11 protein-coding genes are annotated in these 13,586 nt (G+C 59.5%); 7 read left to right on the plus strand and 4 right to left on the minus strand.

The genetic code is table 11. The annotated features are described in order from the left end of the window. Positions 1-95: 95 nt before the first annotated feature. The gene (locus tag FFS13_RS14920; protein WP_137819873.1) at positions 96-2,591 is read left to right on the plus strand and encodes an NERD domain-containing protein/DEAD/DEAH box helicase; all 2,496 of its coding nucleotides are present in this window, start codon (positions 96-98) and stop codon (positions 2,589-2,591) included. A gap of 14 nt (positions 2,592-2,605) precedes the next feature. On the opposite strand, the gene FFS13_RS14925 is transcribed toward FFS13_RS14920, so the two are convergent. After that, positions 2,606-3,109 (minus strand): hypothetical protein, encoded by a 504-nt coding sequence (locus FFS13_RS14925; RefSeq protein WP_137819874.1) that lies wholly within the window; start codon positions 3,107-3,109, stop codon positions 2,606-2,608. 194 nt (positions 3,110-3,303) lie between these two features. Between FFS13_RS14925 and FFS13_RS14930 the strand changes: the two genes are divergently transcribed. From FFS13_RS14930 to FFS13_RS14945, 4 genes are all read left to right on the plus strand, one after another. After that, positions 3,304-5,031: an ATP-dependent endonuclease gene (locus tag FFS13_RS14930; RefSeq protein WP_137819875.1), complete on the plus strand. Its 1,728-nt coding sequence runs from the start codon at positions 3,304-3,306 to the stop codon at positions 5,029-5,031. Then, the gene (locus FFS13_RS14935) at positions 5,024-6,421 is read left to right on the plus strand and encodes a UvrD-helicase domain-containing protein (RefSeq protein WP_137819876.1); all 1,398 of its coding nucleotides are present in this window, start codon (positions 5,024-5,026) and stop codon (positions 6,419-6,421) included. The genes FFS13_RS14930 and FFS13_RS14935 overlap by 8 nt, the downstream gene beginning before the upstream one ends. A gap of 190 nt (positions 6,422-6,611) precedes the next feature. Continuing rightward, on the plus strand, positions 6,612-7,706 hold the full coding sequence (locus FFS13_RS14940; RefSeq protein ID WP_137819877.1) for a MoxR family ATPase: 1,095 nt from the start codon (positions 6,612-6,614) through the stop codon (positions 7,704-7,706). Positions 7,707-7,716: 10 nt separating this feature from the next. After that, a complete protein-coding gene (locus FFS13_RS14945; RefSeq protein WP_137819878.1) occupies positions 7,717-9,048 on the plus strand; it encodes a DUF58 domain-containing protein in 1,332 nt (443 codons plus the stop codon). A 67-nt stretch (positions 9,049-9,115) separates the two neighbouring features. On the opposite strand, the gene FFS13_RS14950 is transcribed toward FFS13_RS14945, so the two are convergent. Together FFS13_RS14950 and FFS13_RS14955 are read right to left on the minus strand one after the other, a co-directional pair. Then, on the minus strand, positions 9,116-9,472 hold the full coding sequence (locus FFS13_RS14950) for a PilZ domain-containing protein (RefSeq protein WP_137819879.1): 357 nt from the start codon (positions 9,470-9,472) through the stop codon (positions 9,116-9,118). Positions 9,473-9,532: 60 nt separating this feature from the next. Next, positions 9,533-9,955 (minus strand): DUF4124 domain-containing protein, encoded by a 423-nt coding sequence (locus FFS13_RS14955; protein ID WP_137819880.1) that lies wholly within the window; start codon positions 9,953-9,955, stop codon positions 9,533-9,535. Positions 9,956-10,231: 276 nt separating this feature from the next. On the opposite strand from FFS13_RS14955, the gene FFS13_RS14960 reads away from it, so the two are divergent. Both FFS13_RS14960 and pyk read left to right on the plus strand, forming a co-directional pair. Beyond that, positions 10,232-11,032 (plus strand): tetratricopeptide repeat protein, encoded by an 801-nt coding sequence (locus FFS13_RS14960; protein ID WP_137819881.1) that lies wholly within the window; start codon positions 10,232-10,234, stop codon positions 11,030-11,032. A 202-nt stretch (positions 11,033-11,234) separates the two neighbouring features. Next, positions 11,235-12,686, plus strand: coding sequence for a pyruvate kinase (pyk, locus tag FFS13_RS14965; RefSeq protein ID WP_137819882.1), 1,452 nt, complete (start codon positions 11,235-11,237; stop codon positions 12,684-12,686). Positions 12,687-12,812: 126 nt separating this feature from the next. Here pyk and FFS13_RS14970 read toward each other — a convergent pair whose 3' ends face one another. Continuing rightward, entirely contained in the window at positions 12,813-13,577 is a 765-nt protein-coding gene (locus FFS13_RS14970) for an enoyl-CoA hydratase-related protein (RefSeq protein WP_137819883.1), read from the minus strand. Positions 13,578-13,586 lie beyond the last annotated feature (9 nt).

Genomic DNA, 13,586 nt, shown 5'->3' on the forward strand with positions numbered 1-13,586 from the left:
CTGTTCCCGGTTGCTTAATTTGGCTGGTCTATCTCCGATATGTTATAGCGGCTGTATAGATGTCACAAAGATTTGGTAAAAAGCGAGCGCTGTAGATGGCAAGGATGATTCCGGAGCATGGGCCACACCACACTGAAAGCTATGGTGAGCGCCAACTGTACTCAATCCTAAAATCCAAGCTGCCTGACGAATACACAGTAATTCACAGCTTACCCTGGCTTTGTTCTGCCGTGAACAAGCTTGATAAACGCGCGAAGCCGACTGGAGAGATCGATTTTCTGATAATTCACCCCGAGAATGGGGTGCTTGCTCTTGAGGTTAAGAGCGGGGTTTATCGGGTAGAGAACGCTGTATTCGTTCATGTCCGGGAAGGCTTCATGATAAATCCGGTCAGTCAGACGAGGAAGAACGTACATGGATTCTCTGAGTGGCTCGGTGCTAAACCGTCGCTACGCCTGAACATAGGCTACGGATTCATCTTCCCTAACTCTGATTTCGGTGAGATTGCTTGTTCGCCTGGCATGTACGACACCACCGCCAACCCACCTCAACCCCTGTATATTGATTTTCAAGCATATCCAGACGTTGCGCAGAAAATCATAGAACTAATGAAATATTGGAAGGGCGCGCTTTCAAACCCAGATCTGGGCCCCTCTAAAACCCAAGAGCTTATTGATTACCTGTCTCCCAAAATCGATGGCCACCCTAGGTGGGGGAGTCGCATTCGTTACGACAATAAGATGTGGCTTCAGCTAACCAGCGAGCAAAGCGCAGTTGTTCGTTCCGTGGTGAACAATACGCACTCTCTTATTAGTGGCTGGCCGGGGACTGGTAAAACCCTGATTGCAATCGAAGTGGCGAGGAAATATGCATCGAAGGGTAAGAACGTACTCGTGCTCTCTTTCAATGCTCGACTTACTGAGCATATTCGCAACCAGCTTGATGGTTATGAATCATGCACAGTGATGACTTGGCATGGATTATGTCGTCAGGCCGCCGACGTTACTAGACGCGGAGCGATCGGCGAAGACTGGTATAAGACTGATTGTGTAGAGGATTTGAAAGCTGCTGTTCAAAGCAAGCTAATGAACGAATACGATGTTCTTGTGGTCGATGAATCTCAAGCCTTGGCTTATTCGTGGTGTGAGGCACTTGTTAGTTGGTTTGATGGAAAACCTAAGGCTTTCTTCTGTGACGAAACCCAGGTCTTCAAGTTTGAGCGAAACGCCTTATCTCTGGAGGGGTTGAAAGGCATCCTAGGCGTTGAGACCTTCCCGCTTACGATCATCTTGCGCATGCCGAAGGCGGTTACCGAGATTCTTGCAGAGGTAGTTCCTCCAAAGCTTCAGCATTCCTCGCCAAGAGCAGTGGAACCAGACACTGCCCTTGAAGTCATTACGCTCTCGCCTTGCGAAGAGCTGCTTCGTATCAAGAGCACGCTGCTCGAAGGAGGCGTGGACAATGATGATATCGTTGTCTTGACAGGCTCAATCATAGACAAAGCGTACATCGAGTTTTTACGAGCCCAGAAGATACTCACTGAAACGATTGCAAAGTTCCGTGGACTGGAAGCCCCAGTAGTCATCGTCATCGGTGCTGAGGCGCTAGATACAGCTGAGCTGTTTAGTGCGTATTCACGTGCGACCACGAAATTTATTGCGCTATACAATGCCCACAATCGATCCTGGAAAGGCCACTTGGACTTTCAATCGCGCTTACAAAAAAAACCTAATAGCGCTGCAACTCTGCGACGAGAACAGGTGCCTTTGCGCATACAGAACTTGATCGCCAGCAGCACAACCAGCAAATCTTTGGGCTTGAAGAGCCTGGATATTAGGTGGGCCGAGGACTGGAAGGCTTGGCTTGTTGAAATGCAATCACATGAAACTCAAATGCTACTTTGGCTTGAGTATCTCTGTATCAGTCTCGCACATCCAATATTTATATGGTACGGGGATACACTAACAAAATTTTATCGCATCAAGCCTGACTTGAGCGGCGATAATGAATCGTGCTTCCGCAAAACAATGATAATGGAACATTGTAAGGCATGTAATCGTCTCACCCCGCACACTGATGATTCCAAGAGCGAATGCGCATTGTGTGTCACGACGGACAGCAGATCATTACCTCCTAATGAAGACGCTGTAGAGAAAATCAGGTTGTATGACGCGGCCATTACCTCGCAACTCTCCAAAACGCACACGCTGCAAGTGCAGACCCAGCTTCCCATTGAAATAGCCGCGGTGGGAGCACTATTACGAGCAAATAAACATAAATTGCGCAGTAATGTGTTGCTTGCTCCGCTACCATCAGGGCGCCTTTTATATTTGGCGGCCTTCGTGTTTGCGCAATCTAGGATCGCGACCCATCCGGCAAAGACGACTATGCCTATTAATGAATTGGCTGACGAAATTTATAATCGCTTTAAATTGCTGGGAAGAGTTTCTTCAACAGAATGGCGTGCGATTCTTGCAAATGCATTTGGCACGTTCAAACAGAAAGGTTTTGTGGTTAGAATTGGAAAAGGCTTCTACATCCCTGTGGAAGACAGGGATGCCCCTATACCCAAGCAGGCATCGTATGTGTGATGAAGTGTACCTACTCAAGAGCTAGTCACTCTTTCATTGCCCTGGACTGGCTCTGTACCACAGTAGTGCAGTAGGGCTTTCGCTTGGCCTTCGTGGCACATCACGGGAATTTCCTGAGCTCCAGCAAAGTACAGATAACGTGTGCGATGGCGACCATTCATGTAACCAACGTAGCGCAACAGCCGCACACGGCGGCGACTGAGAAACTTCAAAACTGGCTCCCGATACTCCAAGATAACCTCGTTGAACGACACGATCGGCATTTCCACATGTCGCTCATTAGCGTTTGGCGGGGCCAAGAAGTCGAACATTCCTTTGCGCTTGCCCTCAGCCCATGTGTTCGCTGGTGCAATCACGAAGTGCGAATGCATGTGCTGATCGGAGTACCGGATGAGTCTCTGCGCATCCACAACGACGACCACATAATTATCGTGACCCGGTCTGCGGCGAAAACTGACATGCTGGTACTGCGGATGAGTGTCTGATAGACGCACGTGCCAGAGTTTTTCTTTCATCATGATGTATGGGAAAAGCCAAAAATGGAGGCCGCTGATGGTCAGCCAAGACCCCTGCTGCATCTCCAGGTTAGCGACGTCATAGCGACTGCGGTAACGTCGCTTTGTTCGTTCGCTGAAAGTAGAGTTAGACCAAGGGCGTGACCACCTGCCTCATGTGAGCGGGGCGGGCATACAACAAGTTAGCGGAGCGATTCATGCAGATTAGGCAGCTCAAGGTCTCGAATTTCCGGGGAATTTCTGCGCTGGACTGGACACCAGGCTCTCCCTTCTGTTGTCTGATCGGCGCGGGCGACTCGGGCAAGTCGACGCTGCTCGATGCAGCCGAAGCCGCCCTTTCTTCACGGTGGTTCTCGTTCACCGAGCCGGACTTCCTGGATTGCGACACCTCGAACCCCATTGTGATCGAGGCCACGGTCGGAGAGCTATCCAAAGCCCTGAAATCTGATGAGCGCCTTGGTCTATACATCCGAGGTTGGACGGCAGGGGATGAACTACGCGACGAGCCAGAGGGCGATGATGAGCCTGTCTTGACAGTCCGCCTCACCGTCGACGCCAGCATGGAGCCCTCCTGGGAACTGGTGTGCGACCGGCTCGATGAGCCACGTACTCTGTCAAACCGAGACCGCGCGCTATTTGGGTTGGTTCGGCTCGCAGGAGAGGATGCTCGCCACCTCGCCTGGGGACAAGGTTCGGTGCTCGCTCGACTGACGGGCGACAATAAGGAAGCTGCAGCGCGTTTGGCCGAGGCCTACCGTACGGCGCGCGCGAGTGCCAATCTGAGTGACATCAAATCGCTGGCCGACGCGGCGGCTTTGGCCGAGCGGTTCGCAAAGGGACTCGGGGCCTATGTAGAAGGCGTTTACGAGCCCGGGCTGGAGCTGGGGCGCTCCGGCTTATCGTCCGGCTCGATTGCCCTACATGACAGTGGCGTTCCGCTTCGGCTGGCTGGGCTGGGCACCAGGCGCCTTGCGACGCTCGCGATTCAGAAGTCCGCGATCACAGAAGGCGCGATCGTATTGATCGACGAAATCGAGCACGGGCTCGAGCCACACCGAATCATCGGCGCGATCGCCCAGCTCAAAGCCGATCAGGCCAAAGCGTTAGAGGCTCACAGACCCACCGGCCAGATTCTGATGACGACGCATTCAGATGTCGCTTTGGGCGAAGCCGGGGCAGAAAGCCTACGGGTAGTCCAAATTGTCCGGCCTGGCCGAGCGACAACCGTCTCCCGTCCGAAGTCGCCTGATCCCATCAGGCCGCTGATGCGCTTCACGCCCCGCGCGATGTTCGCCCGCCGAATCCTTGTGTCCGAAGGCAATACCGAGCTGGGGTTGCTGCTGGGTCTGCGTGAGAACTGGCCAGCGCGCCATGACAATCGCCCCATCGAACAACTGGGAGCAGCCATCGCCGATGGCAACGGAGACCAAGCCTGCTCCTTAGCATTGGCATTGGCCGGACTCGGCTACGAGATAGCCATCTACCGTGACTCCGACACGGTCCTGACGCCAGCCAATATTACTGCGTTGACGATGGCGGGCGTCCCTGTTTTCGAATATGGAGGCGGCCTGAACACCGAGCAGGCGATCTTCTCGGCCGCAAGCGATGAACTTGTCCAGGCGCTGCTCGCCTATGCACGCGAGGAGCGCGGAGATGCTGCCATCGATGACAACATCAACATCCAGATTCCGGACTTGGGCCTTGCTTTGATTCGCGACAACTTCGCGGACTGGAAGATACTGTCCATGCAGGACGACACGCAGCTTCGCGAAGCCATTTCCGAGGTCGCAGCCCGGAAAAAGTGGTTCAAGGACCAGCGCATCGGCCGAGGCCTCGCCCCTTTGGTCTGGCGTATCACCACAGAAAATGCCGCCTCTCCTCTGGCGACAGTTCTGGGCCAAGTCGAGGCGTGGCTGTATGCCTGACGCAGCCGACCTATTCGAACTCGGCAATGCAGCGGTCGTCGCTCCTGCCGGCCACGGCAAGACGGAGATCATCGCAAACGTGGCAGCTATAGGGCGCCGCGCGTTGATTCTCACCCACACGCATGCCGGCGTGCATGCAATCCGCTCCAGGTTGAAGCGCTTGGGAATTCCGCATGCCCGGGTGGCCGTGGACACCATCGCTGGATGGTGCATGCGCTACGCCCACGCCTTTCCCGGTGTAGCCCAACCACCTGACGGTCTGCCGCAAACCGGTGAGCAATGGAATCAACTCTACCAAGGTGCGTCGTGGGCCCTTGGCGTGCAAGCCGTCCGCGAAGTCATCGCTGCCTCCTACGACCGCATTCTGATCGACGAGTATCAGGATTGCCACGGACTGCAACACGAACTCGCGATCGCGCTCTCGGGCATTGTACCCACCTTGATCTTCGGCGATCCGATGCAGGGCATCTTTGAGTTTGCCGGGGCGACACTGAGCTGGGAGCGCGAGATCCATCCGCGCTTCCCGCTGGCTGGAACACTTGAAACGCCGCATCGCTGGGCCGGCAAGAACCCCGAGCTTGGGCAATGGATCGCCGAAACGCGTGAGAAACTCATGCGAGGCGAAGCCATCGACTTAGCCGACCCGCGCATCACCTATCGCGAATCCAACGACGTCTTCGACATGGGAACGCTGTTCGAAGGCATCGACGGCAAGGAAGGTAGTTTCGCCGCCATCCATTGCAACAAGACCATCTGCTATAGGCTGGCCAAGGCGGCGAATGGCGGATACCAGGCCATTGAGGAAGTGGCAGCCAATCGCTTACGGGAGTTCGCATCAGCATGGGATCGGGCGGTTGATAAAGGGGGCAGGCTGCAAGCGTTCGTTGACCTAAGCAACGACTGCTTCCACAAAAGGAAACTAGCTGAGGGAGAACAACCTGATCTGGAAGACGTGGCGGTTCAGCAAGCCATGCGCGATTTGGTTCCCGGTTTAGAAGCAGGCAACGGGGCAGAAGCAGCCGCCCAGTTGTTCTCCCTAGCTCGCAAGCGCCCCCTGTGGAAGCTTTACCGCAATGAGCTTTGGCGCGACGCCGATCGAGCGGCGACAGAGGTAGCGGCTGGCCGCGCCGAAACAATGGTTGCGGCAACCCTCAGCGTCCGCCAGCGAGTAAGCAATTCTGGCCGAAAGATGCCTAAACGCACCGTTTCAACCCCACTGCTATTGAAGGGACTCGAGTTTGACCATGTGGTCATCCCCGACGCCACACACTTTGCCAACGAGCGCCACGCTCAGGCAAAGCTCTTCTATGTCGCTATTTCCAGAGCCACCCAAACACTGACGATCGCGTCATCGCGGCGCTTCGTCCAATTCAACGCGCCAGAAATATGATCAAACCATGCAATGCCACTGGCTGCGTCAACCTTTAACCGGAGTTTGTGAAGGGATACGTATCTCGGCATCGACACGAGCTAGGGGACGTGAAGGCCTCGAGAATGAAATTGCAATTGCGAGGATTGGCAGTCACTCTTTTCGCACGTAAAAAACCCGAAAATAATTAAATTAGGTAAGCGGTTGATTTATGGAAGATAAATCACAAGTAACAGTTAGTAAGGCTCCGGAACTTGAGAGCGAACAGACGCCCGAACAGCCAATAACCGAAACCACTGCAAGCGCGGCGGCCAGCCCAGCCGCTGCCCCCACCGCCAACCCGGCAGTGCAACGGCAACGCGCCAGCCAGCTGGCCCAGGCCCTGCGCCATGAACTGCAAAAGGCCGTGATCGGCCAGAGTGCAGTGATCGACGACGTGCTGACCGCCCTGATCGCCGGCGGCCACGTGCTGGTCGAGGGCGTGCCCGGGCTCGGCAAAACCCTGCTGGTACGCGCCCTCGCGCGCTGCTTCGGCGGCGAGTTCTCACGCATTCAGTTCACCCCGGATCTGATGCCCAGCGACGTCACCGGCCATGCCGTGTACGACCTGCAGTCCGAGCAGTTCAAGCTGCGCAAGGGCCCGGTGTTCACCAACCTGCTGCTGGCCGATGAGATCAACCGCGCCCCGGCAAAAACCCAGGCGGCGCTGCTGGAAGTCATGCAGGAGCGTCAGGTGACCCTGGAGGGTCGTCCGCTGCCGGTGCCGCAACCCTTCATGGTGCTGGCCACGCAGAATCCCATCGAGCAGGAAGGCACTTACCCGCTGCCGGAAGCCGAACTCGACCGCTTTATGCTCAAGCTACGCATGGACTACCCAGCGGTCGATGAGGAGCTGAGCCTGGTTCGCCAGGTGAGCCGCTCATCCAAGGCCGACATGCTGGAAGTCACGGCGCTACGCACCCTGCTGCAAGCCAAAGATGTGCAGGCCCTGCAGAGGATCGCCAGTGAGCTGTCGCTGGATGAGCAGGTGCTCGACTACGCCGTGCGCCTGGCCCGCGCCACCCGTAGTTGGCCGGGCCTGGCCATAGGCGCGGGGCCGCGCGCCTCGATCGCCCTGGTGCGCGGCGGTCGGGCGCGGGCGCTGTTGCGCGGTGGCGACTTCGTGCTCCCGGACGATATCAAGGGCTGCGCCCTGGCCGTGTTGCGCCACCGCGTGCGGCTCTCGCCGGAACTGGATATCGAAGGCCTGTCGGTCGATCAGGTGCTCCAGCAGTTGCTCGAGCAGGTCGCGGCGCCGCGCCTATGAAGCGCCCCGCATGAAACCGTCCCGCATGCTGTTAGTGCTGCTCGGCGGCCTGCTCGGCGCAGCCATCCTGCTCGGCGCTTTAGCGGCGCTGGGAATCAAGCTGCCCGCGACTCTGCAGCCACTCTGGTGGGGCCTGCTGCTGGCCCTGGCGCTGATCGCCGCGACGGACGCGTTCTGGCTGCGGCGCCTGCCTTCACCGCAGCTGGAACGTCAACTACCGGGCAAGCTGTCGCTGGGCCGCTGGGGCGAGGTCCAGCTGACGGCCCACCACCGCTTCAACCAGGTGCAAAGGCTGGAGGTGTTCGACCACGTGCCCGCCGGCATGGAGTTCGAGCAGCTGCCGCAACGCATCGAACTGCACCCCGGCGAGCGGACGCAATTCAGCTACCGCGTGCGCCCACTGGTGCGCGGACACTTCAGCTTTCCCCGCTGCGAACTCAGCCTGCCCAGCCCACTGCGCCTGTGGCAGGGCCGACGCCACCTCGAACTCGCCGCCGAGACCCGCGTCTATCCGGACTTCGCCCGCCTCTACGGCGCCCAGTTGCTGGCGGTGGACGACTGGCTCAGCCAGCTCGGGGTGCGCCAGCGCCCACGCCGCGGCCTGGGTCTAGAATTCCATCAACTGCGCGAGTTCCGCGACGGCGACACGCTGCGGCAGATCGACTGGAAAGCCACCGCGCGCAAACGCACGCCGATCGCCCGTGAGTACCAGGACGAACGCGACCAGCAGATCATCTTCCTGCTCGACTGCGGTCGGCGGATGCGCAGCCAGGATGGCGATCTCTCGCACTTCGACCACGCCCTCAACGCCTGCCTGCTGCTCAGCTATGTGGCCCTGCGCCAGGGCGATGCGGTGGGGCTGGCGACCTTTGCCGGCGAGCAGCCGCGTTTCGTGGCCCCGGTCAAAGGCCCGGCACAGCTCAGCGTCTTGCTCAACGCCGTCTACGACCTGGAGAGCAGCCAGCGCCCGGCCGATTTCGCCGCTGCCGTGGACAGCCTGCTCGCCCGCCAACGCCGCCGCGCGCTCGTCGTACTGGTGAGCAATTTGCGCGACGAAGACGACGAGGAGTTGCTCGCTGCGCTCAAACGCCTGGGTCGCCAGCATCGCGTACTGCTCACCAGCCTGCGCGAAGAAGTCCTCGACAAGCTGCGTCAGGTGCCGGTGCAAGGCTACGAGAATGCCTTGACCTACTGCGGCACGGTGGATTACCTGAATGCCCGCGCCGGTCTGCACGAACGCCTGGCCGCCCACGGGGTGCCGGTCCTGGATGCACGGCCAAGCGAACTCGGCCCGCAGCTGGTCGGGCGTTATCTCGCGTGGAAGAAGGCTGGGGTGTTTTGATCGAGAACCGCAGCACAAAACCCGTAGGAGTGGGCCAGGCCCGCTCCTACGAAGAGCCAGCGCAGCGTTACAGCGACGCGGCCAACGAGCGGAAGCTGAAATACTGACGTAGGGCATCGACCATCTCGACATAGTCCGCCGGTGGCGCGACCAAGGCGAAACCGGAGTCGTAGCCGCCCGGTGTGACATCTTCGCGGCACCACTGGCAGGTGGCCGAGAAGTCGATGAGGCGTTGGCCATCCTGCCCGGGAATCTTCAAGCACATCTCGAAACGCGCGCCCACCAGCATCGGCAGTTGGCTGATCAGCAGCAAACCATCCAACGAGACGTTGCCGAGGTAACCCATCGGCTTATCGGTGATGCGGTTGAAGACCTTCAGGTAGTAAGGCAACTGATGGCGTTCGATTCGGCGTTCAATTCGCATGATGGCAAATCGCTACAAATGACGACTGAGTATGGTCGCACTCTCACCACCAAGCCAGCCTCAACCACAGCGTTCGGCCACGCGCTCGGTCAGTTGGCGACGAGCGGTGTCTATCTGGGTATCGCTGTAATAGACCCGCTGGCCCTGTGCATCGGTTGAGTAGTAACGCCCGCCATCGGCTAGCTGCGCCAGCCTATTGCGTAGCTCGCGGCACTCTTGTTCACGCTTGCTCTGGCGCTCTGCCGCTTGGGTCGAAGCCTGTTCCTGCTCCTGCCGACGCGCCTCGTAAAACTTCTCGGTGCGCGCCTCCCGCTCGCGGGTGGCGGCATCGCGCTCGACCACCTGCGGCTTGACCTCGATCTGTTCGGCACCCGCAGCCGGGCGCTGGTCGAAGTGCACCTGCCCCTGGGCATCGATCCAACGGTAGATCTCCGCTGCGGCCAATCCCGACCACAACAGCACAGAGCACAACAGGTAACGCATGGCTTTCCTCCCTGAAATGAAACTTGAGTTTAGGCGTTATTCAGATGCTAATCGAGCGACCACCGGGTGCAGCCGGCGGCACTCAGGGCCAAGGCCGGCACCGGTAAAATTCGCCTGGGCGTATCCTCCGCGGTGCAGTTTATCGACTGTCACGGCAAAAACTGCAAATTCCAGACTGCAGCATATCCTCCGATTGGAACTGCACCGCAGCGCTTGGCTCGCAGCACTGGCGCTGACTAGACTGGCCGCACCCGGCCCAGGAGCCAAGGAAACCTCATGCCCACTCGCCTCGCGCTGTTGCTCTGCTCGGCCTTACTGGTCGCCTGCGCGCCTACCACGCCCTTGTTTATTGCCCAAGTCACCACCCAAGAGGTGGTCGAGTACAAGACGCTGAAGAGCAACCGCATGACGGCGGCGGTAGAAGAGGAAGGCGACCTGCTGACTTACAGCGCCATGGCCATCCGCGATGCGAAAAGCGCCCAGGCCGAGCACACCTACCTGGCCGGTTACCACGACAAAAAACTCAGCCCAGAAGTACGCGCCATAGCGCTGTACCAGATTGGCCTGATCTATATGAGCCGCTACAACGATGAGCGCAACGACCCTAAGGCGCTCAACGACTTCTATCAGATACAGAACGAATTTCCGGGGACGCGCGCCGCGACCCGCAGCGACGCGCGCATCCAGTTGATCCGCCAGCGCACCCAGGAGCCGGTGCAGAAAACCTCGCGCGAGCTGCTGGCCCATTGGCAACCCAGCCAAAGTCTCGACCTCTACCAAGCCAGTCTCGACCCGGACATGACCCTGCTGTCACGTCGCGCGGTGCTCAAGGATCGGGTTGCCGAAGCCGAAGACTTCTACCGACTGGCCCTCAGCGATAGCGGCGTACAGGCGGACATCAAGGCAAAGGCGCTCTACCAGTTAGCCTTGATGTACCTCGCCGCCGACAACCCCCACGCCGATCGCGACAAGGCCATCGCCTACCTGCGGCAGTTGCTGGCGCAGTTCCCGAGCAGCGCGCAGGCCAGCCAAGCGGCGCGCCATTTGGATCAGGCGCTGAACCAGGCGAGCCCCTAAGCCGTCACCTTCTTGCGCACCGAGGCAAGCGAACTCAAGCCTTTGCAGAAAACCAATCGGCAAGCTCGCGACGCACTTTTGCGGCGAAATGCGACGTCCTGCCGGAACTGCGAACCGTTGCGTTAGGTAGTGCAGCGGAACAATGACTACAGCGCCGCAGCATAGTAGCCTCGCACTCTGCTCGAACCCTGGAGTCCCCCGCATGACCTTCCGTCGCACTAAAATCGTCGCCACCCTCGGCCCGTCCAGCAACTCCCCCGAAGTGCTGGAACAGCTGATCCTCGCTGGCCTGGACGTCGCCCGCCTGAACTTCTCCCACGGTTCCCCGGACGAGCACAAGGCGCGTGCGCGCCTGGTTCGCGAGATCGCCGCCAAGCATGGCCGCTTCGTCGCGCTGCTCGGCGACCTGCAAGGACCGAAGATTCGCATCGCCAAATTTGCCGATAAACGCATCGAGCTGAAGGAAGGCGACAGCTTTCGTTTCTCCGTCACCCATCCGCGCGATGCCGGCACCCAGGACGTGGTCGGTATCGACTACCCGGACCTGATCAAGGACTGCAAAACCGGCGACGAACTGTTGCTCGACGATGGCCGCGTGGTGATGCGCGTCGAGTCGACGACTGCCGACGAACTGCATTGCAAGGTCCTGATCGGCGGACCGCTGTCCGACCATAAGGGCATCAACCGCCGTGGCGGTGGCCTCACGGCGCCAGCGCTGACCGCCAAAGACAAGGCCGACATCAAGCTCGCCGCGGAGATGGAGCTGGACTACCTGGCGGTGTCCTTTCCGCGCGATGCCGCCGATATGCAACTGGCCCGCCGCCTGCGCGACGAGGCCGGTGGTACTGCCTGGCTGGTGGCGAAGATCGAGCGCGCCGAGGCGGTGGCCGACGACGAAACCCTGGACGGGCTGATTCGCGCCAGCGACGCGGTGATGGTCGCCCGCGGCGATCTCGGCGTGGAAATTGGCGACGCCGAACTGGTCGGCATCCAGAAGAAAATCATCCTCCACGCGCGCCGCCTCAACAAAGCGGTGATCACCGCGACGCAGATGATGGAGTCGATGATCAGTAGCCCGATGCCGACTCGCGCGGAAGTCTCCGACGTCGCCAACGCCGCGCTGGACTTCACCGATGCGGTGATGCTCTCGGCCGAAAGTGCCGCCGGCCTGTACCCGGTCGAAGCGGTGACCGCCATGGCACGCATTTGTGTCGGTGCCGAAAAGCACCCGACCAACAAACGCTCCAGCCATCGCCTGGGCCAGACCTTCGAGCGCTGCGATGAAAGCGTCGCCCTGGCGGCGATGTACACCGCCAACCACTTCCCCGGCGTGAAGGCGATCATCAGCCTGACCGAAAGCGGCTACAGCCCGCTGATCATGTCGCGCATCCGTTCCGAGATCCCGATTTTCGCCTTCTCCCCGCACCGCGCAACCCAGGCCCGTGTCGCCCTGTTCCGCGGCGTCTACACCGTGCCCTTCGACCCCGCGGCACTGCCGGCGGACAAGGTCAGCCAGGCGGCGGTCGACGAACTGCTCAAGCGTGGCGTGGTGCAGAAAGGCGACTGGGTGATCCTGACCAAGGGCGACAGCTATCACACCACCGGCGGCACCAACACCATGAAGATCCTGCATGTCGGCGATCCGCTGGTTTAAGCGCAGCCGTTAATGCAAAAGGCCGCTCAGTGAGCGGCCTTTTGCATTGGTTGGGAGAAGCCCGCCATCGACACCGCAAGGTGCCGCCTATGGCGGCATTGGTGGATTACGCTGCACTAATCCACCCTACGAGAAAACCGCTTTGCGCCGCTGCATAAAGGCCGACAACGCCTCGACGGCCTCCGGCGAACGCAGGCGCTGACCGAACAACTCGGCCTCTTCGGCAATCACCCGCCGTAGCGCTTCGCGGCCCGGGGCCTTCATCAAGCGCTTGCTGACCTCCACTGCCGAGGGCGGCAATTGCAGGAAGCGCAGCGCCATCTCCCGGGCTTTGGCCAAGGTGGCCGCGCCATCCGCCAAAGCCGCAGTGGCGATACCCCAGGCAGCCGCCTGCTCGCCATTGAAGGCTTCACCCAGCAGCAGCAGCTCAGCCGCTTTGGCTTGGCCGAGCAGCTGCGGCAGGATCAGGCTGGAGCCGAACTCCGGGCACAGGCCGAGGCTGACGAAAGGCATTTTCAGCCTGGCATCGCGACTGACATAGACCAGATCACAATGCAGCAGCAGCGTGGTGCCGATGCCGACTGCGGCACCAGCGACGGCTGCGACTACCGGCTTGTTCAGCTCGAACAAGGCGCGCATAAAGCAGAACACCGGGCTATCCAGCCCGGTTGGCGGCGCCTGGAGAAAGTCGGCGACATCGTTGCCACTGGTGAAACACTCACTGCCGCCGCTGATCAGCACCGCGCGCACGCTCGGGTCGGCATCGGCGGCTTCCAGCTCCTCGGCCATGCGGCTGTACATTGCGCGGGTCAGTGCATTCTTCTTATCCAGGCGATTCAGGCGCAGGGTCAGCAGGCCCTCTTCGCGCTCAACGACTACATGCTCGCTCATATCGATCCT

It is taken from the genome of Pseudomonas sp. 2FG (genome assembly GCF_005502935.1).
Classification (GTDB): domain Bacteria; phylum Pseudomonadota; class Gammaproteobacteria; order Pseudomonadales; family Pseudomonadaceae; genus Aquipseudomonas.